This window comes from Variovorax sp. P1_G12 (genome assembly GCF_056405555.1).
This window is the reverse complement of sequence record NZ_JBFUBW010000012.1, coordinates 154401-175397: the sequence shown is the minus strand read 5'-3', so window position 1 is coordinate 175397 and position 20997 is coordinate 154401. Positions and strand designations below refer to the sequence as shown.

General features: G+C 65.7%; 22 protein-coding genes. 21 read left to right on the top strand and 1 reads right to left on the bottom strand.

Translation table 11 applies throughout. The annotated features are described in order from the left end of the window. Positions 1-70: 70 nt before the first annotated feature. The gene (gene argC / locus AC1D2O_RS16160) at positions 71-994 is read right to left on the bottom strand and encodes an N-acetyl-gamma-glutamyl-phosphate reductase (protein WP_478091099.1); all 924 of its coding nucleotides are present in this window, start codon (positions 992-994) and stop codon (positions 71-73) included. Between the two features lie 180 nt (positions 995-1174). On the opposite strand from argC, the gene sucC reads away from it, so the two are divergent. The 21 genes from sucC to AC1D2O_RS16055 all read left to right on the top strand — a co-directional run bounded on the left by sucC (position 1175) and on the right by AC1D2O_RS16055 (position 20976). Beyond that, complete coding sequence (gene sucC, locus AC1D2O_RS16155; protein WP_478091097.1) at positions 1175-2338, top strand: ADP-forming succinate--CoA ligase subunit beta; 1164 nt, start codon at positions 1175-1177, stop codon at positions 2336-2338. A 10-nt stretch (positions 2339-2348) separates the two neighbouring features. Next, positions 2349-3242, top strand: a complete 894-nt coding sequence (gene sucD, locus AC1D2O_RS16150; RefSeq protein ID WP_442284248.1) for a succinate--CoA ligase subunit alpha — start codon at positions 2349-2351, stop codon at positions 3240-3242. A 95-nt stretch (positions 3243-3337) separates the two neighbouring features. Further along, positions 3338-4018, top strand: a complete 681-nt coding sequence (locus AC1D2O_RS16145) for a TerC family protein (protein ID WP_478091096.1) — start codon at positions 3338-3340, stop codon at positions 4016-4018. Positions 4019-4043: 25 nt separating this feature from the next. Further along, positions 4044-4853, top strand: a complete 810-nt coding sequence (locus AC1D2O_RS16140; RefSeq protein ID WP_478157459.1) for a Stp1/IreP family PP2C-type Ser/Thr phosphatase — start codon at positions 4044-4046, stop codon at positions 4851-4853. Positions 4854-4923: 70 nt separating this feature from the next. After that, positions 4924-5580: an FHA domain-containing protein gene (locus AC1D2O_RS16135; protein WP_478091094.1), complete on the top strand. Its 657-nt coding sequence runs from the start codon at positions 4924-4926 to the stop codon at positions 5578-5580. A gap of 71 nt (positions 5581-5651) precedes the next feature. Then, on the top strand, positions 5652-7919 hold the full coding sequence (locus tag AC1D2O_RS16130; RefSeq protein WP_478157488.1) for a CHASE2 domain-containing protein: 2268 nt from the start codon (positions 5652-5654) through the stop codon (positions 7917-7919). 35 nt (positions 7920-7954) lie between these two features. Continuing rightward, positions 7955-8770, top strand: coding sequence for a 3',5'-cyclic-nucleotide phosphodiesterase (locus AC1D2O_RS16125; RefSeq protein ID WP_478157457.1), 816 nt, complete (start codon positions 7955-7957; stop codon positions 8768-8770). A 50-nt stretch (positions 8771-8820) separates the two neighbouring features. Further along, positions 8821-9114 carry a helix-turn-helix domain-containing protein gene (locus AC1D2O_RS16120; RefSeq protein WP_478157455.1) on the top strand — a complete coding sequence of 98 codons (294 nt, stop codon included), beginning with the start codon at positions 8821-8823 and terminating at the stop codon, positions 9112-9114. Then, positions 9111-10385, top strand: a complete 1275-nt coding sequence (locus AC1D2O_RS16115; protein ID WP_478157453.1) for a type II toxin-antitoxin system HipA family toxin — start codon at positions 9111-9113, stop codon at positions 10383-10385. Before AC1D2O_RS16120 ends, AC1D2O_RS16115 begins: the two co-directional genes overlap by 4 nt. 202 nt (positions 10386-10587) lie before the next feature. Continuing rightward, the gene (locus AC1D2O_RS16110; protein WP_478091934.1) at positions 10588-11103 is read left to right on the top strand and encodes a pilin; all 516 of its coding nucleotides are present in this window, start codon (positions 10588-10590) and stop codon (positions 11101-11103) included. A 307-nt stretch (positions 11104-11410) separates the two neighbouring features. After that, positions 11411-11635, top strand: coding sequence for an acyl carrier protein (locus AC1D2O_RS16105; protein WP_478091933.1), 225 nt, complete (start codon positions 11411-11413; stop codon positions 11633-11635). A 6-nt stretch (positions 11636-11641) separates the two neighbouring features. Continuing rightward, entirely contained in the window at positions 11642-12679 is a 1038-nt protein-coding gene (locus AC1D2O_RS16100; protein ID WP_478157451.1) for a ketoacyl-ACP synthase III, read from the top strand. Next, positions 12676-13473: an SDR family NAD(P)-dependent oxidoreductase gene (locus AC1D2O_RS16095; protein WP_478091929.1), complete on the top strand. Its 798-nt coding sequence runs from the start codon at positions 12676-12678 to the stop codon at positions 13471-13473. The genes AC1D2O_RS16100 and AC1D2O_RS16095 overlap by 4 nt, the downstream gene beginning before the upstream one ends. Continuing rightward, positions 13470-14246, top strand: a complete 777-nt coding sequence (locus tag AC1D2O_RS16090) for an SDR family NAD(P)-dependent oxidoreductase (RefSeq protein ID WP_478091927.1) — start codon at positions 13470-13472, stop codon at positions 14244-14246. The genes AC1D2O_RS16095 and AC1D2O_RS16090 overlap by 4 nt, the downstream gene beginning before the upstream one ends. Continuing rightward, positions 14243-14899 (top strand): LbetaH domain-containing protein, encoded by a 657-nt coding sequence (locus tag AC1D2O_RS16085; RefSeq protein ID WP_478091926.1) that lies wholly within the window; start codon positions 14243-14245, stop codon positions 14897-14899. Before AC1D2O_RS16090 ends, AC1D2O_RS16085 begins: the two co-directional genes overlap by 4 nt. Positions 14900-14906: 7 nt before the next feature. After that, positions 14907-16049 (top strand): aromatic ring-hydroxylating oxygenase subunit alpha, encoded by a 1143-nt coding sequence (locus AC1D2O_RS16080; RefSeq protein WP_478157449.1) that lies wholly within the window; start codon positions 14907-14909, stop codon positions 16047-16049. Beyond that, positions 16046-16705 carry an LbetaH domain-containing protein gene (locus AC1D2O_RS16075; RefSeq protein WP_478157448.1) on the top strand — a complete coding sequence of 220 codons (660 nt, stop codon included), beginning with the start codon at positions 16046-16048 and terminating at the stop codon, positions 16703-16705. The genes AC1D2O_RS16080 and AC1D2O_RS16075 overlap by 4 nt, the downstream gene beginning before the upstream one ends. A 10-nt stretch (positions 16706-16715) precedes the next feature. Beyond that, positions 16716-17867 (top strand): aromatic ring-hydroxylating oxygenase subunit alpha, encoded by a 1152-nt coding sequence (locus AC1D2O_RS16070; protein ID WP_478094388.1) that lies wholly within the window; start codon positions 16716-16718, stop codon positions 17865-17867. Further along, positions 17857-18504, top strand: coding sequence for a DapH/DapD/GlmU-related protein (locus AC1D2O_RS16065; protein ID WP_478094386.1), 648 nt, complete (start codon positions 17857-17859; stop codon positions 18502-18504). The genes AC1D2O_RS16070 and AC1D2O_RS16065 overlap by 11 nt, the downstream gene beginning before the upstream one ends. Before the next feature lie 21 nt (positions 18505-18525). Beyond that, positions 18526-19701: an FkbM family methyltransferase gene (locus AC1D2O_RS16060; RefSeq protein WP_478157447.1), complete on the top strand. Its 1176-nt coding sequence runs from the start codon at positions 18526-18528 to the stop codon at positions 19699-19701. A gap of 42 nt (positions 19702-19743) precedes the next feature. Beyond that, positions 19744-20976, top strand: coding sequence for an FkbM family methyltransferase (locus tag AC1D2O_RS16055; protein WP_478157446.1), 1233 nt, complete (start codon positions 19744-19746; stop codon positions 20974-20976). The last annotated feature ends 21 nt before the right edge of the window (positions 20977-20997 follow it).

The following is a 20997-nucleotide window of genomic DNA, read 5'->3' as shown; positions in this document are numbered from 1 at the left end:
GGGCCGCCGGTGTTGCCCCCGGTAGGGGGTGGGCGCCCGGACACGAAGTGCCGGGCAACCTGGGGGCGAGCTACAGATTCAGCATCAATTTCAGGTTCTGCACCGCGGCGCCGCTCGCGCCCTTGCCCAGGTTGTCCAGCCGCGCAATGACCACCGCATGGCGATGGTCCTCGTTCGGGAACACGCGGATCTCGAGTTCGTTGGTGTCGTTGAGCGCCAGCGCGTCGATCTTGCCGTCGGCCGTGGGCGGCAGCACCTTCACGAAGCGTTCCGGCGTATTGCTCTTCGCGTAGTGCGCAGCCAGCGCATCGTGCAGGTGCGCCGCGGTCGGGCGGTCGGGCAGGTCGTCCAGGTGCAGCGGCAGCTGCACCAGCATGCCCTGCTTGAAGTTGCCGACCGAGGGGATGAAGACCGGCCGGCGGGTCAGGCCGGTGTACTTCATGATCTCGGGGATGTGCTTGTGCTTGAGCCCCAGCGCGTAGGTCTCGAACAGCGGCGCCTCGCCTTTTTCGTAGGCCTCGATCATGGTCCGGCCGCCGCCCGAATAGCCGCTGACCGAGGGCAGGGCGATGGGAAAGTCCGGCGGCAGCAGCCCGGCGTCGACCAGCGGGCGCACGATGGCGATCGCACCGGTGGCGTAGCAGCCGGGATTGGCCACGCGCTCGGCCTTGGCCACCGCATCCGCATGCCCGGCCATGAGCTCGGGGAAGCCGAACACCCAGCCGGGCGCCGTGCGGTGCGCGGTCGAGGCGTCGATGATCTTGGGGCGGCGCCCGTCCAGCTGGTCGATCAGCGCCACCGATTCGCGCGCCGCGTCGTCATGCAGGCACAGCACGACCAGGTCGACTCCGGCCATCAGCGCGCGCTTGGCGGCCACGTCCTTTCGCAGCTCGGGCGCGATGCTCACGAGTTCGATCTGCGGCATCGTCTGGAGCCGCTCGCGGATCTGGAGGCCGGTGGTTCCGGCCTCGCCATCGATGAAGACCTTGGGCATGTGGAGCCTCTTGTGGCTTGGGAGTAAATACGTATTGACCACAAACACGGGTCAATTGTTGGTGCGGCGCACCATGATACAGTCCCCTGCTGTCCGCCGCCCCCGCCCCCCAGGCGCCGTGGCCCGTGGGCAACAGCCATATTCTCCCGTTCTCCCAACCCCGTTCCGAGAGACACCCTCATGAAGATTCACGAGTACCAAGGCAAGGAAATTCTTGCCAAGTTCGGCGTGCCCGTACCCCGCGGCATCCCGGCGTACACAGTTCAGGAGGCGGTCGAGGCCGCCCAGAAGCTTGGCGGCCCGGTCTGGGTGGTCAAGGCCCAGATCCACGCGGGCGGCCGCGGCAAGGGCGGTGGCGTCAAGGTCGCCAAGTCGATCGAAGACGTCAAGAAGCTCGCCGGCGAGATCCTCGGCATGCAGCTCAAGACGCACCAGACCGGCCCCGAAGGCCAGAAGGTCCGTCGCCTCTACATCGAGGACGGCGCCGACATCCAGAAGGAATACTACGTCTCGGCCGTGACCGACCGCGCCACCCAGAAGGTGGCCTTCATCGCGTCGAGCGAAGGCGGCATGGACATCGAGGAAGTGGCCCACTCCACGCCCGAGAAGATCGTCACCGAGTTCATCGACCCGCTGACCGGCCTCGGCGACGCCCAGGCCAAGAAGATCGCCGACGCGATCGGCATCCCGGCCGACTCCACCGCCCAGGCCGTGGACGTCTTCAAGAAGCTCTACACCTGCTACATGGAAACGGATGCCTCGCTGGTCGAGATCAATCCGCTCAACCGTGACAGCAAGGGCGGCATCATGGCGCTCGACGCCAAGTTCAACTTCGACAGCAACGCGCTGTACCGCCACCCCGACATCGTCGCCCTGCGCGACCTCGACGAGGAAGACGCGGCCGAAGTCGAGGCCAGCAAGTTCGACCTCGCCTACATCAGCCTCGACGGCAACATCGGCTGCCTGGTGAACGGCGCCGGCCTGGCCATGGCCACCATGGACACCATCAAGCTGTTCGGCGGCGAGCCGGCCAATTTCCTCGACGTGGGCGGCGGCGCCACCCCCGAGAAGGTGACCGAGGCCTTCAAGATCATGCTGAAGAACAAGAACGTCGAGGCCATCCTCGTCAACATCTTCGGCGGCATCATGAAGTGCGACACCATCGCCACCGGCGTGATCGCGGCCTGCAAGGCCGTGAACCTGCAAGTGCCGCTGGTGGTGCGCATGAAGGGCACCAACGAAGTCGAAGGCAAGAAGCTGCTGGCCGATTCGGGGCTGCCGATCATCAGCGCCGACACCATGGCGGAAGCCGCCCAGAAGGTCGTTGCGGCCGTCGCCAAGTAAGGAACCAGTCATGTCGATCTACATCAACAAAGACACCAAAGTCATCACGCAAGGCATCACTGGCAAGACCGGCCAGTTCCACACCGAGAAGTGCCAGGAATACGCGAACGGCAAGAACTGCTTCGTGGCCGGCGTGAACCCGAAGAAGGCCGGCGAGTCGATCTTCAACATCCCGATCTTCGGTTCCGTCAAGGAAGCCGCCACGCAGACCGGCGCGACCGTGTCGGTGATCTACGTGCCGCCGGCCGGCGCCGCCGCCGCGATCTGGGAAGCCGTCGAGGCCGACCTCGACATGGCGATCTGCATCACCGAGGGCATCCCGGTGCGCGACATGCTCGAAGTGCGCAACAAGATGCGCGCCAAGGAAGCCGCGGGCGGCAAGAAGACGCTGCTGCTGGGCCCCAACTGCCCCGGCCTGATCACGCCCGACGAGATCAAGATCGGCATCATGCCCGGCCACATCCACCGCAAGGGCCGCATCGGCGTGGTCAGCCGCTCCGGCACGCTGACCTATGAAGCCGTGGCGCAGCTCACCGAGATCGGCCTCGGCCAGTCGAGCGCGGTCGGCATCGGCGGCGACCCGATCAACGGCCTGAAGCACATCGACGTGATGAAGGCCTTCAACGACGATCCCGACACCGACGCGGTCATCATGATCGGCGAAATCGGCGGACCCGACGAGGCGGACGCCGCCCGCTGGTGCAAGGACAACATGAAGAAGCCGATCGTCGGCTTCATCGCCGGCGTCACGGCGCCCCCCGGCAAGCGCATGGGCCATGCCGGTGCGCTGATCTCGGGCGGCGCCGACACGGCCGATGCCAAGCTCGCCATCATGGAAGAGAGCGGCTTCACGGTCACGCGCAACTTCTCGGAACTGGCCAAGCGGCTCAAGGCACTGCTCTAAGAAGTCTCGTCTTCTCGCTGAACCACACAAGAGAAAAAGCGCCCGCAACCAGGTTGCGGGCGCTTTTTCAATCAATAACAGTGGAATAAAGAGACATGGAATTCCTTCAAACCACCGACTTCTGGATCGGTCTGCTCAAGATCGTCTGGATCAACATCATCCTTTCGGGCGACAACGCGGTCGTGATCGCCATGGCCGCCCGCTCGCTGCCGCCGCATCAGCAACGCACCGCCGTGCTGTTCGGCTCCGGCGCCGCGGTGGTGCTGCGGATCATCCTCACGGTGGTCGCGGCCAAGCTGCTGGCGCTGCCTTACCTGCAGATCATCGGCGGCCTGCTGCTGCTGTGGATCGGCACCCAGCTGCTCAGCGGCGAGGAGGAGGGCGACGGCGAGGACAAGGAGTACGGCAGCATGATGGCCGCGATCCGCACCATCCTGCTGGCCGACCTGGTCATGAGCCTGGACAACGTGATCGCGGTCGCCGCGGCGGCGCAGGGCAGCATGGTGCTGCTGATCCTCGGCCTGGCGATCAGCATCCCGCTGGTGATCTTCGGCAGCACGCTCATGATCAAGCTGATGGAACGCTTCCCGATCATCGTCATGCTCGGCGCCGCCCTGATCGGCTGGGTGGCCGGGGAAACGATCGTGAGCGATACCATCCTGCACGATATGCTCGCGGCCAATCCGTGGCTGCACTACGCGGCGGCAGCGGCCGGCGCGGCGTTCGTGGTGGCCGTGGGAAGATGGCTGCAAAAGCGATCCCGCGCCCCCGGCTGAGCCCAGCCAACCAACCTCTTGATCCATGGCGAATCCCGGCACTGAAGTTTCCAAAGATCCCGGCGTGCTGGCATGGGAGTTCGCCGCGCTCACCGACCCGGGCCGGGTGCGCGCCAACAACGAGGACACCATCGCCTTCGAGCCCTCGCTGGGCCTGGTGCTGCTGGCCGACGGCATGGGCGGCTACAACGGCGGCGAGGTCGCCAGCGGCATGGCGATCGCGCTGCTGCAGGCCAGCTTCGGCCGCTGGCTCGCCCACGCGGGGCCGCACGCCCATGCGAAGGCGGTCAAGCGCGCCCTGCAGGCCGGCACCGACGAGGCCAACGCGGCCATCCTCGAGGCGGGCATCGCGAACGTGCAGCTCCAGGGCATGGGGACCACGCTGGTGCTGGCCGCCTTCGGGCCGCAGCGCGCGATCATCGGCCACATCGGGGACTCGCGCTGCTACCGGCTGCGCGGCGACACGCTGGAGCGGCTGACGCGCGACCATTCGCTGCTGCAGGAGCAGCTCGACGCCGGCGTCATCACGCCGGAGCAGGCCCTGCAGTCGCCGCACCGCAACCTGGTCACCCGGGCGCTCGGCATCGAGCGCCATGTCGACCTCGAGATGCACGAACACGGCGTGATGCCGGGCGACCTGTTCCTGCTTTGTTCCGACGGCCTCTCCGAAATGGTGCCAGACGCCCAGCTTTTCACGATTTTGTTACAAAATATCGGCTTGCCGGAGAAAGCAACACTTTTGGTTGCAACTGCGAACGACAATGGCGGCCGGGATAACATTTCGGTCATCCTGGCCCGGGCGGGCGGTAGCAAGGCCCCTGAGGCAACTCCATAGCAGAGGTCAGGAAAATCCATTGTTGCAAGGGCCCCGACGTGAGCAAGCCAACGAGATCCAGGAGCCGGTCATGCCGAAATTGATCGTGTCGATCGACGGCGTCGTCATCAAGGACGTCACGCTCGCGAAGGACCGGACCACGCTGGGCCGGCGGCCCTACAACGACATCGTGGTCGACAATCTCGCGATCAGCGGCGAGCACGCCGTGCTGCACATGATCGGCGGCGATGTCTACCTGGAAGATCTCAACAGCACCAACGGGACCTACGTCAACGGCCGCGCCATCAAGAAGCAGGCGCTCGAGCAGAACGACGTCATCGAGGTCGGCAAGTACAAGATCCGCTTTCTGGCCGGCAATACCGGCGCGGGCGAGAGCCTGGCGCCGGCGCGTACCCTCATCGAGGCCCGTTCGGGCCCGATTCCGCTGTCTTCCGCGCCCACGGTGCAGTCGCCGCTGGGCGGCGGCACGGCCGGCGCGGCGGTCATGCGGGTGCTGTCCGGCAGCGGTGCCGGACGCGAGCTGTCGCTGCAGAAGGTCGTCACCACCATCGGCAAGCCCGGCGTGGCGGTCGCCGCGGTCACGCGCCGGCTGCACGGCTACGTGGTGGCGCCGATCGACGGCGAGACGGCCCTCAACGGCGAGCCGCTCGGCAGCGAGGCCGTGGCGCTGCAGGACGGCGACGTGCTCGAGCTCGGCGGCACGCAGATGCAGTTCGTCATCAGCTGATCGCGCGCTGAACCCGCTGCGCAGCACTCGACGGCGGGCGGACGGATGAGCGCCGCGCCGTGGGGGCCACATTGAACGCATTGCGCCGACATGGCGCGCGCATCGCGATCACGCTGCTGCCGGTCATGCTCGCCCTGGCGCATGTGCTGGGCGCCTGGCAGCTTCCCTTTCTCGAACGGCTCGACCGCTTCATCTACGACGTGCGGCTGCGCGCCACCATGCCGGGCACGCTCGACCCGCGGATCGTGATCGTCGACATCGACGACCCGAGCCTGCAGCAGCTCGGGCAATGGCCCTGGGGCCGCGACCAGGTGGCGCGGCTGACCACCGAAGTCATGGAGCGCCAGCAGGCCCGCGCGCTGGGTTTCGACGTGCTCTTCGTCGAGCCCGACGCAAGCTCGGGCCTCGAAGCCCTGCGCCAGCTCGCGAAAGGGCCGCTGCAGGGCCAGGCCGGCCTGGCCGCCGAGATCGAGCGGCTCTCGCCCGGGCTCGACCATGACGCCGCCTTCGCGCGCACGCTCGCCGGCCGGCGGGTGGCGCTCGGCTTCTACTTCACCCGCACTGCCGAGCCGCGCGCCAAGGGGCATTTGCCGGCCCCCGTCCTGCCGGCCGACGCTTTCCCCGAGGGCAGCGAGCACACGACGCGCTGGAACGGCTTCGTCGGCAGCATCGGGCTGCTGGCCGAGGCGGCGCCGTCCGGCGGCTTCCTGAACGTGGTGCTCGACCGGGATGTGGACGGCGTGGTGCGCTCCGTGCCGCTGATCGCGCGCTACGAGGGCGGCAACGCCCAGCCCGGCTACTACGAATCGCTGGCGCTGGTCGTCCATCGCCTGGCCGCCGGGGTCACGGGCCTGGTGCCCGTGCTGGCGCCCACCGGGCCGGCCGGCGGCCCGCCGCCACTGGAAGCCCTGATGCTGACGACCGGCGCGGCGCAGCTGCGGGTCCCGGTGGACGGCACGGCGAGCGTGCTGGTGCCTTTTCGCGGCCCGGGCGGCCCGCGCGGCGGCTCCTTCCGTCACATTCCGGCTGCCGAGGTCATTCGGGGTGCGCTCGCGCCCGCCGAGCTGAAAGACAAGATCGTGCTCGTCGGCTCCACCGCGCCGGGCCTGACGGACCTGCGCTCGACCCCGGTCGGGGCCGACTTCCCGGGTGTCGAAGTGCACGCCAACATCGTCTCCGGGCTCCTGGATTCGAGGATTCCCGCCGTGCCCGACTACGCGGTGGGCTACGAACTGGTCATGCTGATCGCGGCCGGGCTCGCGCTCGCCTTCGGCCTGTCGCTGAGCACCGCGCCGCGGGCGGTGGGGGCCGCGGTGCTGATTTCCGCCGCGCTGATCGGGGTCAACACCTGGCTCTACCTCGGCGCCGGCCTGGTGCTGCCGCTGGCCGTCTCGCTGGTGATGGTCGGGCTGTCCTTCGTGCTCAACATGAGCTGGGGCTACTTCGTCGAGGCCCGGTCCAGCCGCGGCCTGGCCGCGCTGTTCGGCACCTATGTGCCGCCGCAGCTGGTGGACGAGATGCGGGCCGATCCGCGGCGCTACAGCATGCGGGCCGAGAACAGGGAACTCACCGTGATGTTCTGCGACATGCGCGGCTTCACGCGGCTGGCCGAGCAGATGGCGCCGGCCGATCTGCAGGCCTTCCTGAACACCTTCTTCAGCCGCCTGAGCGAGGTCATCAGCGCCCACCGCGGGACCGTCGACAAATACATGGGCGACTGCGTCATGGCGTTCTGGGGCGCGCCGGTCGAGGCCGCCGACCACGCCGAGCTGGCGGTCCAGGCCGCCATCGAGATGGCGGCGGCGGTGCACGAGCTCAACGGCCACCATCGCCTGAGCGGCCAGCCGCAGATCCACGTCGGCATCGGCATCAACACCGGGGTGATGAGCGTCGGCGACATGGGCTCGGCGGTACGCCGCAGCTATACCGTGGTGGGCGACGCCGTGAACCTGGCGTCGCGGCTCGAGGGCCTGGGCGTGCACTACGGCGTCGAGATCGTCGCCAGCGAGGCCACCCGGCGCGCCGCGCCCGGATTCGTCTGGCAGGAGCTGGATTGCGTGCGGGTGCAGGGCAAGGCCCGGACGGTGCGGGTTTTCACCCCCGTCGGCCGGCAGCGCAGTGTCGGCCCGCAGGTCCGCCAGGAAATTGAGCACTGGAAAAGTGTGCTTTCAGCGTATCGCCTACAAGATTGGTTACAAGCTCAGGCTATCCTTGCGCCCCTGCTCGCCGCAGATGCCAAAAAAGTCCTTTACCAGCTGTACTCGCAGCGATTAGCCTCGATGTCGTTGCAGCCCAAAGACCCGCAATGGGACGGCGCAACCCGGTTCGATTCGAAGTAGTGGCCTACGGGCTGAAAGTCAAAAGGTCTCGCGAAATGCAGGTGCGTGTATTGGGGTGCTCAGGTGCCATCGCCAAGGACTGCCGCACGACCTCCTTTCTGGTCGACAGCGATCTGCTGGTCGACGCCGGCACCGGTGTCGGCGACCTCACCCTCGACGAAATGTCCGCCATCGACGACGTGGTGCTGACCCACTCGCACCTCGACCATGTCGCCGCGCTGCCGCTGATGATCGACGCCATCGCCAGCTTCCGCACCCGGCCGCTGCGCGTGCATGCGCTGCGCGCCACCATCGAGGCGCTGCGCACCCACGTCTTCAACAACGTCATCTGGCCCGATTTCGCCAGCATCCCGAGCCGGGAGTCGCCCTTCGTGAGCTTTCACGAAGTCACGATCGGTCAGCAATTGCAGCTCGGCACCCGGGCGCCCAAGGTGATCGAAGTGCTGCCCGCGGTCCACACGGTGCCGGCCTGCGGCTACGCCGTGCGCTGCGCGCAGGGCACGAGCCACTGGGTCTTCAGTGGCGACACCGAGCGCAATGCGCCCTTCTGGGCGCGCGTGAACCAGCTGGAGGTCGCGATGCTGGTGATCGAGACCGCCTTCAGCAACCGCGAGCAGGCGCTGGCGCAGCGCAGCCTGCACCTGTCGCCCACCACCCTGGCGGACGAGCTGGCCCAGATTGCACCCGGGCGGAACTACCCGATCTACATCACGCACACGAAGCCGGCGGAGACGGAAGAGATCATGAGCCAGATCGACGGCATCGCCGACAGCGCGCCGCCCGTGCCCAGCGGCGCGGGGCGGGCGTGGGACATCCGGTGGCTGCAGGCCGCGGAGGTGCTGCAGATCTGAGCTGCTATCTATATGTTGCATTTCCTCTCGCAAAAAGAATAATGCAACATATGAATAGCAAACCCGCCGCACCCATCTCCTCGCTGTCCGAGGTCGGGGCGGCCATTCGCAGCGCGCGCCGCCGCAAGAAGCTCTCCCAGGCCACACTGGGCGAGCACGCCGGCCTGTCGCGCATGCCGGTCTACCGGCTCGAGGCCGGAAAGGACGTCTCCCTGGCCTCGCTGCTCGCCATGCTCCCACCGCTGGGCCTGGCGCTGAGCCTGGACCCGCGCGAGCCGGGTCCGCTGCGCGCGGCCGACCTGGCGAAGGCCTTCGCGCACCTGCAAGAGCCCGACGAGACGTGACGGCGCTGCCCGAAAAACTGCGCGACCTGCAGCTGGCCATCCGAGGCCAGCCGCAGGCCCTGCTTGCCAAGCGGTCGATCTATTCGCTGGTCTATGAAGCAGAGGCGCGCCATCAGGTCGGCCTGGGCCTGCCGATCGCCGACCGCGTGTTCCAGGACGGCGACCTCTTCGCCGCCCTCGACATGAACCTTCCCGAGGGCTATCTGTTCGAGCGCATCCTGGCGCGTTTCGGCAAGTTCCAGGTCACCAAGATGCACCTGCTGGCCCTGATGGGCGCCGGCGCCATCGGCCGCGTGGCCTACCAGCTGCCCGGCGAAGCGCCGCTGGGCGCGGGGGCCGCCGGCCTGGTCTCGCGCGACGACCTGCTGGCGGGCGGGCGCAGCGAAGCCCTGTTCGAGGAACTGGTCGACGCCTTCATGGGCCCGGGCACCGGCCTGGCCGGCGTCCAGCCCAAGATCATGGTGCCGGTGGCCGACAAGGCCGTGGTGCCCGGCCCCAACGCCATCGTCAAGGCCGAGGGGCCGCGCTACCCCGGCCTGAGCGCCAACGAGTGGCTGTGCCTCGAAGCCGCGCGCCACGCCGGCCTGCCCGTGCCGCGCGCCGACCTCTCGGCCGACGGCAAGCTGCTGGTGCTCGACCGCTTCGACATCCTGCCCGACGGCAGCCGCCTCGGTTTCGAGGACATCGCGGCCGTCATGCAGCTGCGCGTGCGTGAGCGCCTGTCCAGCCGCAAGTACATCGGCAGTTATGAAGACGTGGCCGCGGCGCTGCGCCTGGTGTGCAGCGAACCTGCGCCGGCCCTGCACCAGTTCTTCAAGCTGCTGGTGCTCACGGTGCTGGTGCGCAACGGCGACGCCCATCTCAAGAACTTTGCGGTGCTGTATGACGACGAGCGGGTCTGGCCCAGCCCGGTGTACGACCAGGTGTGCACCGTGCTCTATGCCTACGAGCGGCCGGGCGGCATCGAAACCGTCGACCACACGCTGGCGCTCAAGTGGCGGCGAGGCGGCCGCAGCGGCGACAAATCCCCGGCCCGCAGCTACCCGAACCGGGCCGAACTCGAGGCCTTCGGCCGCGACGTCTGCGGCGTCCATCATCCGGGCGCGGTGATCGAGCACAGCTGCGAGGCGATGAGTGCGACCCTGGCCGCCCCGCATCCGGCGGTGCCGGCGGAGCTGCTGCAGCGCATGGTGCAGGTGTGGGATGGATCGCGGGCGTGGATGCGGGTGGAGCGGATGGGAAGTGCGGCCGGCCGGGAGCCGCGGGCATGACGCGGGTTGGCAGGAAGCTGACAAAAATGTCACCCTACGTCGGTGGGCAGCAACAGTTTTCGTCACACGTTGTAACTAGAACGTGAACAACTGCACGGTCGAAGTGGCCTGGGAGGGGGCGAAACCGGGGTGGCATGGATGCTGCGGTTACCTGAGCGCACCGGGGGCCTCCTCGGGCCCTCAACCAACCTGGAGTAAGTAAATGAACCGTCGTTCCATCGTACGCAATGTGCAAAAGGGTTTCACCCTGATTGAATTGATGATCGTTGTCGCGATCATTGGTATTTTGGCTGCGGTGGCGCTGCCGGCTTATCAGGACTACACGGTTCGCGCCAAGGTTACGGAAGGCTTGGCGCTCGCATCGTCGGCGAAGACTGCCATCGCTGAAAACGCCGCCAACGGTGCCCCGTATGCATCCGGCTGGACGAAACCCGAGCCCACCAAGAACGTCGCCAGCATCACCATCGACGACGCGGCCGGCTTCATCACCATCACCTATGACTCCAGCATCGACGGCGGCAAGACTGTGATGCTGAACCCCATTGACGGTGGCAAGTTGACGGGCTCCGTGTTCAGTGGGGGCACTACATCGAAGACCACCATCCCCACTGCTGGCTCGATCAGCTGGACCTGCACTTCGTCCCTTTCGCCATCTGCCGTGCTGGGTCAAAAGGGCACGCTGAATGGCAAATACGTCCCGGCAGAATGCCGTACCTGATAGTCACGCACTTGTGAACAAAGCCGCCTTCGGGCGGCTTTGTTTTTCCCAAAGTTTTCCGATTCCTGACAAGCATTAAGCTGGAAATTGCTGCAAATCAAATTGAATGATCTTTAAGGCGTAAAGGTCGATGAATAAGGGATGTTTTCAAGATTCAGAAAATCAAGTATCAGCGCTTTAAGCGGTATGGGTTGGCTGATCTTATTTCAAAATGGAATTGAAAATCGCATCTCGTTCCGGTTCACATTTGAGCTAGACTAGCCCGCAAATACATACGCTGCTGTCTTGCGTCCACACGATATACAACATGACCACCATTGCGCAGTTCATCGAGAACTTTCTGATCGCCGTCGACTTTCAAGAACCCATCGAGGTGACCCCCGAGACCGAACTGCTCAGCCTCCCCGAGTGGGACTCGCTGGCAGCCCTGGGCGTGATCGTGATGTTCGATGTCGACTACAACAAGACCATCGTCGGCGACGACCTCAAGAACTGCGCCACCGTCACCGACCTCTACAAGCTGCTGGGGTAGGGCGCCATGGGCTTGTCCACGCTTCACAACGTCCGCTTTGCGGGCATGGCCTCCTGCGTTCCCAAGCGAGTGCTGTCGAACCTGGAGGATTGCCCGCCCAAGATGCGCTCGGAACGCGAGCGGCTGGTGCGCAACATCGGCATCCACAACCGGCGCATCTGTGCCGAATGGCAGTGCTTTTCCGACCTGGCCTTCGACGCCACCGAAAAGCTGCTCGAAGAACTGCAGTGGCAGCGTGAAGAGATCKATGCCTTGATCGTGGTCACCCAGTCGCCCGACTACCTGATTCCGGCCACCGCCATCATCCTGCAGGATCGGTTGAAGCTGTCCCACGCCACCATCGCCTTCGACGTCAACCTCGGCTGCTCGGGCTACCCGTTCGGGCTCCACATCCTGGGCAGCATGATTGCCTCGGGTGCGGTGAAGAAGGGGCTGGTGCTGGTGGGCGATCGCTGCGCCACGGTCAACGACCCGCTCTTCTCCGATGCCGGCACCGCCACCGCGCTCGAGTTCGACCCGAACGCGGCGCCCATGCATTTCGACCTGAACAGCGACGGCAGCGGCTTTCGCGCCATCATGCTGCCGGTCGGCGGCCATCGCGAGCCCTTCGGTCCGCAGCATGCGGTTCCTACGAAGGACGAGAACGGCAGGCTGCACTGGCCCTCGGAGCTGATCCTCGACGGCCCGGCGGTGCTGAGTTTCTCGACCCATCAGGTGCCGCCCTCGGTCCGCCGTGCGCTCGAGCACGCCGGCGTCACGAGCGACGACGTGGACTACTTCATCTTCCACCAGGCCAACCGGATGATCAACGAGACGGTCCGCAAGAAGCTCGGCCTGCCGGTGGAAAAGGTGCCTTCCACCTTGCACGATTTCGGCAACACGAGCGGTGCCTCGCTGCCGGTGACGATGACCGCGCGGATCCACGAGGCCTTGAGCAGCGGCCGCAAGCGGCTGTCGCTGAGCGGCTTTGGCATCGGCCTGTCGTGGGGCACCTGCGTGCTGGAAGTCGCCGACGCCAAGTTTCCGCCCCTGCTGATTTCATGAGCCTGGACGCCGACACCCCGGAGCCGTCCTCCGTTCGCGCGGCCGCCTCGACCAGCGCCTTTTCGCTGGAGGGCCGCGTCATCCTCGTGACCGGCGCGTCTTCCGGGATCGGAGCCGCCACGGCGCGCTTGTGCGCGGAACTTGGCGCCCGGCTGGTGCTCAATGGGCGTGACGTCGATCGGCTCCACGCGGTGCGCGACGAATTGGCCGGCGAGGGCCACGTCGCCATCGCCGGCGACCTGTCCCTCGCCGACACCCGCGAGGCGCTGGTGGAAGCCGCGCCCGCCTACGACGGCCTGGCCTCGTGCGCCGGCATCGCCGCCCTGGTTCCCCTGCGCATGGCCAACGAGGCGCACCTGCAGAAGATGCTGTCGGTCAACTACCTCGCCCCGATCACGCTGACGCAGCGGCTGCTCTACAAGAAGCGAGTGCGTCACGGAGCGTCGCTTGTTTTCGTGACCGCGCTGTCGGCCAACGCCGCGCCTCAGGCCGCAGCCGGCTATGCGGCCTCCAAGGCCGCGTTGGAGGCTGCTTCGCGCACGCTGGCGCTGGAGCAGGCCAAACTTCGCATCCGTTCCAACTGCGTCGCGCCCGGCTATGTTGAAACGCCGATGCTGCAAGGCCTGGGCGCTCAGGCTGGAATGGACGACAAGATCGACCTCACGCCGCTGGGGCGATTGGCGCCCGAAGATGTCGCATCGTCCGTCTGCTTTCTGCTGTCGGGCGCGAGCCGGTGGATTACGCGCTCCACACTGACGGTCGACGGTGGCTTGGGCATTCCGATGCGCATATGAACATGACGGCAATGACTTCTGAAGGTTTCGGCAAGGATGCCGCCCGCCGTCTGTACGGCCTCGAAGGGAAGACGGTGCTGGTGACCGGTGCTTCCAAGGGTATCGGCGAAGCGGTCGCGCGCAGCTGTGCCGAAGCAGGTGCGCGTCTGGTTCTATCAGGGCGCGACCCCGATCGGCTTGAGGCCACGCTGAACGCGCTGGCTGGCGACGGCCATCGGGCCCTGCGAGCGGACCTCACCGACATGGCCTCGTTGCGCCAACTGGCGGTTGATTGCGGCCCCGTGGACGGCGTTGTCCACAGCGCCGGCATCCGTGGCCTGTCGCCCATGAAGATGGTGAGCGACAGCTTTCTGCGCGAGGTCATGGAAACCAACTACATCGCGCCGATGATGCTGACGCGTCAGTTGCTCAGTCGGTCCGCCATTCGGCCCGGCGGCTCGATCCTGTTTCTGTCGTCGATCGCGGCGGTGACCGGTACGGTAGGGCTGGGCCCGTATGCGGGTTCGAAGGCCGCCTTGATCGGGTCCATGCGTCCGTTGGCTCTGGAAATTGCGAAGCGGGGCATCCGGGCAAATGCTCTGGCGCCAGGCATCGTCGAAACGCCATTGACAACGATCGATGCAGACTGGTTCGAGTCCATTCGCAAACGTTATCCGCTCGACGTCGGGCAGCCGGAAGATGTAGCTTGGGCCTGCCTCTTCTTGCTGTCGGACGCCAGCAGCAAGGTCACCGGCACCGTGTTCAGCCTCGACGGCGGGGTCGAATACACATGACGGATCGTGCGGCGGGCACCGTCCCGAATCATCTGCTGGTCGTCAGTGCCGGAGGATTCGGCCGCGCCACGGCCAGCCTCGCACGCTCGGACATCGCATGCGGCACGCACTGGGACGTCAAGGGCTTCCTCGATGGCCGCAGCGGGCTGCACAACCCTTCGGATTTGCCGATCCTGGGCGACCCGATGACCTACCAGGTACAGGAAGGCGACATCTTCACCTGCGCACTGGGCAATCCGGCCGACAAGCGCCGCTACACCGAGCGATTGCTCGCCCAGGGCGCGAACTTCATCGTGCTGCGGCCCGATCTCGTCACCGGCGAACGCACGCAGCTGTCGCCGGGCGGGCTGTTCGAACGCAACGTGTCGCTCGGTCCGGACGTGCGGGTCGGCGCCTTCGTCACCATTCTGTCGACCACCATCGTCGGCTATGACGTGCAGATCGGCGACTACTGCCAGATCGCCAGCTTCGTCTTCATCGGCGGTGGCGCGCGCATCGGCGACGACGTCGTCATCCATCCGCACGCGACGATCCTGCCGGGCGTGCAGGTCGGCCAGGGCGCGGTGGTCGGTGCCGGCAGCGTGGTCATCCGCGACGTCGCGCCCGGCACGACGGTGATGGGCAATCCGGCCAAGCCGTTTTCGTTCCGCTGAGCCCCTGATGCTCTCGAAGCTGTCCCCGGCGCATTACCTCGACCCGGCGGTCTTCGACCGGGAGCGAACCCACATCTTTCGCAAGCTCTGGTTGTTTGCCGCCTTTCGCACTGCGCTGGCGGAGCCAGATGCCTTCGCCACCCGCGAGATCGGTGGCCTGCCGGTGCTGCTGCAAAACTGCGACGGCGAGATCCGCGCTTTCGAAAACCTGTGCCCGCACCGTCAGATGCCCTTGCAGAAAGAGGCTTTCGGCCAGGCGCGCATGGTCTGCCCGTACCACGGCTGGGTGTTCGACCATGCCGGCCAAGTGAAGACCATTCCGCACGAGGACAGTCTCTACGCCTATGCGCCGCAGGAGCGCGCGGGGCTCTGCCTGCGTCGTTACGCGGTGCGGGAAGTGGGCAATCTGGTCTTCGTCAACCTCGACGAGGATCCGCTGCCTTTCGATGCGCAATTCGCGCCGGAACTCCAGCAGAAGCTTCGCGATATCAGCGGCCACTTCGGCGCCCAGGCGATCCATGCCGACCTGCCCGTGCGCTACAACTGGAAGTTGAACTACGAGAACGTTCTGGACTACAACCACGTTCCGTATATTCACCCGAAGACGTTTCAGCCGTTGTTGCGCAAGGACACCTCCGACAACCGCGACAAAGCGACATCGAAGCCGGTATTGGACGAAGGCCGCGGCGACGGAGCCGATGCATCGCCTTCCGGCAACCTTGCTGCCCAGAGCTTCTGGACCCGCTCCCCGATTCGCATCGAAGCCTGGCCCTGGCACACGGGTGTAGCTCGCTATGGCGAAGACGATGACTACTACAACTTCTTCCTGTACCCCAACGTCAATTTCATTTCGCTGGGTGGCCTGACCTTCCTGTTGCAGCAGTTCCATCCGGTTGCGCCGGACCGCACCGAGGTGCGCTTCACCTTGTGCGCAGCCCGCGAGACGCGGCGACTGCCCGGCTTGCCCGCCATCTTGTGGGGCCATCTCAAAAGCGAGGTCGCCGTGCTGCATGAAGACGTGGGTCATCTCGAGGCGCTGCAACAGCGCCTGCACGCCGATGCACCCCACGCACGTCACGGCCGCTACGAAGAACGGCTGATCGCGGCGGCCGACACGTACCTGCGCCTGATGGGCGAGGAGGCGGCATGAAGGTCCGGGTTGACCTTTGCCTGCTCGGCTTCGGCAGCGTCTTCGACGCCATTGAGGGCGATCCCATCGGTCATGGCCTGCCGGTCGATTGGCAGGCTCGTCGAGCCGACAGCGTCGCCGCGCTTTCCACGTCCTGCGCGCAATTGCTGGACGGGCTCGATCCGGCCGCGACCCGGTTGTTCGTGGCGGTGGACCAGAACGCGCTCAATTACGCAAGGCTGGAACTCTATGGCGCCGCGCGCCTGCGCGGCTTCAAGCTGGCGACGCTGGTCCATGCGCGCGCGTGCGTGGCACCGGATGCGCGCCTGGACGACAACGTCTGGATCGGCGCGGGCGCGCTGGTGGGCAGCCGCGCGCACCTCGGGAGCGACGTGCTGGTGCATCCAGGGGCGCGCATCGATGCCGGCGCGCGCATCGGCGCGCATGGCTGGATCGGCCCCGGCGCTTCTGTCGGCGCCGAGGCCGAAGTCGGCATCCACTGCGTCATCGGCGCCGATGCTCGACTTCGGACCGGCCTGCGCATGGGCCGCCATTGCCTGATCGACAGCGCCGGCCCCTGGAGCCGGGACCTGGCGCCCGGCAGTTTCATGGCTCCGGAATTCGCCGTGCCGGCGCGGATCATTGGCGCTGGCTACAGCTTCGAAAAGCGGCGCTAGGAAAGATCTCATGCAATCGCTGATGCCTGCGGAGGCCTATACCGATGACGCCTGGTTCGCCCGCGAGCGCGAACTGCTGATGCGTCCGCTGTGGCAGTTCGTCGCGCCGCGCATGCTGCTGGGCAAACACAATGCCTTCGTGCGCCGCAGCATCTGCGGCGTCGATGTGGTGGTGCAGAACTTCAACGGCGAGCTGCGCGCCTTCGACAACCTTTGCCTGCACCGCCAGAACCCGCTGCAGCAGCAGCCGCAAGGCGTGCGGCCGCTGGTCTGCGGCTACCACGGGTGGGGCTACCGCTCCGACGGCGGGGTCGACAACATTCCGTTCCATGACGAGTCCTACCGGCTGCCCAAACAGGAGCGCGAATGCCTGCGGCTGCGGCGCTTCGCACTGGCCTGTATCGGAGGCCTGGTCTTCGTGAACCTCAGCGAGCAACCGATGCCGATCGAGGACCAGTTTTCGATCCCGGCACTCGAGATGCTCCGCGCGGCGTCCGAACAGTTCGACGACGAGGTGCTGGTCACCACATTCGAGGCGCGCTTCAACTGGAAGCTGGCTTACGAGAACCTGCGCGACAGCCTGCACCCGCGCTTCGTTCATCCGCGCACGCTTTACCAGAACGTCAAGTTCCAGGCGCAGATGGACGAACCCGCCATCGCCGACTCGCATGTCTATCACGCGCAGGGCAGCACCGGCCGGGACGGCCATCTCGCCAGGCTGCGCGGCTTCAGCGGCGGCGGCCTCAACGAGCGCCTGGAGGCCATGCCGCACTATGCCTGGCACGACAATGTCGAGCGCTTCGGCAGCGACGACTGGTACCTCAACTGGCTGGTCTTCCCGAATCTGCACATTGCTTCGGGGTCGGGGGGCTACTCCTTCATCATCGAGCACCATCAGCCGGTGTCGGCTGGCCGAACGGACTTGATGGTCTACTACGTCACGGCGAAAAAAAAGCGTCGCTATCCCACCTCGGCGGCGGTACTCATGGCGCATCTCGAGGGCGCCGAGAAGGTATTGCGCGAGGACATCGACATCATGGAAAAGGTCCAGTCCGGCCTGCGTCCGGGCGCGCCCCGCGCGACGCTGGGCGACTACGAGTTCGCCAACATGGCGGTCGAGCGGTGGTACATGGACGTGATGGAGGGTCACCATGCCCTCTGAAAAATACGTGATCGGCAGCGGCGCACTGCTTGCATGGGCGCTGGCAAGCTGGGCCGAGGTGGCGCCGGATGAAGCTCTGCGAGCGATCGATATCGGCCAGGACAGCGACTATCGATTCGACCTCCGCATACTCGCCGACATTTCGCCCCGCGATGCGACGGCCTTCGTCGCCTGGGGCCCGCAGTTCCTGAACTTCCGGCGGCTCGAACTGATGGGTGAGCTGAAGGGCCGTGGCTTCAGGCTGCCGCCGCTGGTGTGCCGCGGCGCGCTGGTGTCCGCAACGGCCGCGCTCGGCGAGAACTGTGCCGTCGGCGCGGGAGCCATCGTCGGCAGCGGCTGCAAGATCGGCTTCAACAGCCATATCGGCGCCGGTGCCTTGATTGGCAATGGGGTTCAGCTCGGGTCTTCCGTATGGATCGCCGATGGCGTGCAGATCGGACCCGAGGCCCGGATTGGAGCCAACGCGACGCTCGGGCGCGGCGTCATCCTGGACGACGGGGTGGTGGTCGGTCGCCAAAGCATCCTCGATCTGCCGGGCAGGCGGGCGATTCCCCTGCCCGACAAGACTTTTGTCACCGCCCCATTTCCGACCGGTGCAGTGGTCATCGAAGGTGGCGGGACCGTTCCCGTTTTTTGAGCTTGCTGCCAAGGACCACGCATGTATTCGGCACTTTCGGAATCCTTGAGGATTCAGCTGATTGAAACGGCCTCCGAGGCCGCGGAACCCAGGGTCGCGGAGCTTGAGCGGCGCCCCGTGTTTTTCCTCTCCCCGCTGAGCTTGTTGGGGTCGACACACGGGCCAACCATCGCGGCGGCCGCACAAGGTCTCATCGCCGTCGTGGACGACGTTGCGACCGACCCGGCGCTCCATGGCGCACCCCGCTGGACCACCGCCGAATTCCTTGCGCGCGCGCACGAACACCCGGGTGCCGTGGCGATCGACTTTTCAGAAAGTCCGGTCGACAGAGCCCTGGCCGTGGAGCTGTGCCGCCAAGCCGGTGTCGAGCGTGCGGACTGCGTGGCGGCCCAGGCACAACTGGGCATGGTGTCGGTGTACGAACTGGCTTCTGTCTATCGCAGCAAGACCCTTGAACGCCTCGACGATTTCCTCCGCTTGGCGCACCGATTTGCCGACGATCACAGTCGCGCCACGCTGTACGCAAACCTGCTCTTCCGGATTACCTACGACCGCTCGCACATGCTTGCGACATGGGCCAATCCCATCGACGAGTATTTCTCGAGCTACGCCTCGCCCTCTACCTTCAAGCTTGGGGCGAACGAACACTATTGCGACTGCGGCGCCTTTCAGGGCCCGATCGTCTCCAAGTTCCTCGGCGCGACCGGTCATCGCTACGGCAGCATCACGGCATTCGAGCCGGATCGAGCCAACTTCGAGTTCCTTCAGCGTGTGTCGCCTTTGGCGCTGCCCAACTTCCGCCCGATCAACAAGGCCGTCTCGAGTCGACGACAGACCTTGAGGTTCATGGAAACCGGCACCGTCTCCAGCTATGTCTCGGCCGCCGGTTCGGTCGTCGTGCAAACGGCCAGGCTCGACGACGAGCTGGAGAAGCTCACGTTCCTCAAGATGGATGTGGAGGGTTTCGAAGCCAAGACGCTTCAAGGAGGCGCGCAGCTTCTGAGCAGTCAGCGGCCACGCGTGGCCGCCTGCGTCTATCACTACGCACACGACCTGCTGGACGTGATGGATCAGTTCGACAAGAACGTTGATGACTACCATTTCCGCCTTCGCCAGCACAACGGCAGCTACTACTACGACCTGATCCTGTATGCCTCTCCGGTGGCTGGGGTCGAGGCGCCTGCCTGGGCCGCCTGACAGGGTGGCCCGGCATCATCCATCGCCCCAACAGGCCACGACATGAACGCAAAACTTCCTGTGCCTTCCGTCCTCGAGCGACTCAATCTCGGCGGCATGGACGCCAAAGACGCGCTTCTGGATGCGCTCGCGCGCTATCGGGACGATCCGCTTTTCTGCGTGCCGGCCAAGGCGCGAGAGATCGCCGCCCGGCGCGGCAAGGAGACCTCGTTCGTGCTGCTCGGCACCAAGGACTTCGCCGCCGTTTTCATTGCGGCCCTCGCGGGCAAGGGCCGGATCCTGAACGTGGTCGACGACTTCAAAAGCCACCGGGGTGAGCGCTTTCATGGCGTCGACATCGTGTCCACCGACAAATTCCTGGAGATCGCCCGTGGCGATCCCGATGTCATTGCACTCAATTGCTGCAGGTTCGACTACTCGCGGCGATTCTTCGAGGATCTCTGCCGGCATCAGGGCATTCCCCTGCTGAACCACGAGCAGGCCATGCGACTGCTGGACCTCAACGGAACGGCCGACCACCGCGTGGCAGACTGGGGGCCGTGCATCTCGGCGCGCTTCGACGAGTTCATGGCGCTGGAAAAAAGACTGGCCGATCCCTATTCGATCGAGACGCTACGCGGGGTGTTGACCTTCCATCTGACGGGAAATCCGGAGTGGCATCTCAACATTTCGCGGCCCTATTCGAGCTTGTATTTCAGGTCCGGGCTGTTCTCTCTTTCCGATCGGGAGAGGTTCGTGGATTGCGGTGCATCGATCGGCGAATCCACACTGGGTCTGGTAGGTGTCACCGGCGGCCGGTTCGCGCATTCCTGGATGATCGAGCCGGATCGCTTCAACGTCGAGACGCTGCTCAAGCTGCAGCGCAGGTTCGCAGGAAGTGCAATGGAGGCGAAGATCTCGCTGCATCCCGTTGCAGTCGGCGAATCGGTCGCCGAAGCGCCCTTTCATCACCAGGGCGGCCATAGCGGATCGATCGCGCTCGCCGACCCCGAGGCCCGGTTGGAGAAGGTCAGCATCAAGCCCATCGACACGGTCATCGACGACGTGCCGACCTTTATCAAGATGGACATCGAAGGCTTCGAGTTGGCGGCGCTCAAGGGCGCGGTCAATGCGATCCAGGCCGGCAAACCCAAGCTGGCGCTCTCTGCATATCACCGGGCCACTGACCTGCTGGACCTGCCTGCATTCATCGACAGCGTCGCGCCGGGATACACCTTGGGCCTGCGGCATCACACCGAAGATCGCTGGGACACCTGCCTTTACTTCTATCGTTGAACGGACCTGCGATCCGGTCAG

Excerpts from the sequence above, each read along its gene's own strand:
- AC1D2O_RS16125 (WP_478157457.1), top strand. The coding sequence starts at position 7,955 with ATGCAGGTGCGTGTATTGGGGTGCTCAGGTGCCATCGCCAAGGACTGC.
- AC1D2O_RS16080 (WP_478157449.1), top strand. The coding sequence starts at position 14,907 with ATGCTCTCGAAGCTGTCCCCGGCGCATTACCTCGACCCGGCGGTCTTC.
- AC1D2O_RS16120 (WP_478157455.1), top strand. The coding sequence starts at position 8,821 with ATGAATAGCAAACCCGCCGCACCCATCTCCTCGCTGTCCGAGGTCGGG.
- AC1D2O_RS16090 (WP_478091927.1), top strand. The coding sequence starts at position 13,470 with ATGAACATGACGGCAATGACTTCTGAAGGTTTCGGCAAGGATGCCGCC.
- AC1D2O_RS16075 (WP_478157448.1), top strand. The coding sequence starts at position 16,046 with ATGAAGGTCCGGGTTGACCTTTGCCTGCTCGGCTTCGGCAGCGTCTTC.
- AC1D2O_RS16085 (WP_478091926.1), top strand. The coding sequence starts at position 14,243 with ATGACGGATCGTGCGGCGGGCACCGTCCCGAATCATCTGCTGGTCGTC.
- AC1D2O_RS16060 (WP_478157447.1), top strand. The coding sequence starts at position 18,526 with ATGTATTCGGCACTTTCGGAATCCTTGAGGATTCAGCTGATTGAAACG.
- AC1D2O_RS16110 (WP_478091934.1), top strand. The coding sequence starts at position 10,588 with ATGAACCGTCGTTCCATCGTACGCAATGTGCAAAAGGGTTTCACCCTG.
- AC1D2O_RS16135 (WP_478091094.1), top strand. The coding sequence starts at position 4,924 with ATGCCGAAATTGATCGTGTCGATCGACGGCGTCGTCATCAAGGACGTC.
- AC1D2O_RS16140 (WP_478157459.1), top strand. The coding sequence starts at position 4,044 with ATGGCGAATCCCGGCACTGAAGTTTCCAAAGATCCCGGCGTGCTGGCA.
- sucC (WP_478091097.1), top strand. The coding sequence starts at position 1,175 with ATGAAGATTCACGAGTACCAAGGCAAGGAAATTCTTGCCAAGTTCGGC.
- AC1D2O_RS16055 (WP_478157446.1), top strand. The coding sequence starts at position 19,744 with ATGAACGCAAAACTTCCTGTGCCTTCCGTCCTCGAGCGACTCAATCTC.
- AC1D2O_RS16145 (WP_478091096.1), top strand. The coding sequence starts at position 3,338 with ATGGAATTCCTTCAAACCACCGACTTCTGGATCGGTCTGCTCAAGATC.
- AC1D2O_RS16095 (WP_478091929.1), top strand. The coding sequence starts at position 12,676 with ATGAGCCTGGACGCCGACACCCCGGAGCCGTCCTCCGTTCGCGCGGCC.
- sucD (WP_442284248.1), top strand. The coding sequence starts at position 2,349 with ATGTCGATCTACATCAACAAAGACACCAAAGTCATCACGCAAGGCATC.
- argC (WP_478091099.1), bottom strand. The coding sequence starts at position 994 with ATGCCCAAGGTCTTCATCGATGGCGAGGCCGGAACCACCGGCCTCCAG.
- AC1D2O_RS16065 (WP_478094386.1), top strand. The coding sequence starts at position 17,857 with ATGCCCTCTGAAAAATACGTGATCGGCAGCGGCGCACTGCTTGCATGG.
- AC1D2O_RS16070 (WP_478094388.1), top strand. The coding sequence starts at position 16,716 with ATGCAATCGCTGATGCCTGCGGAGGCCTATACCGATGACGCCTGGTTC.
- AC1D2O_RS16105 (WP_478091933.1), top strand. The coding sequence starts at position 11,411 with ATGACCACCATTGCGCAGTTCATCGAGAACTTTCTGATCGCCGTCGAC.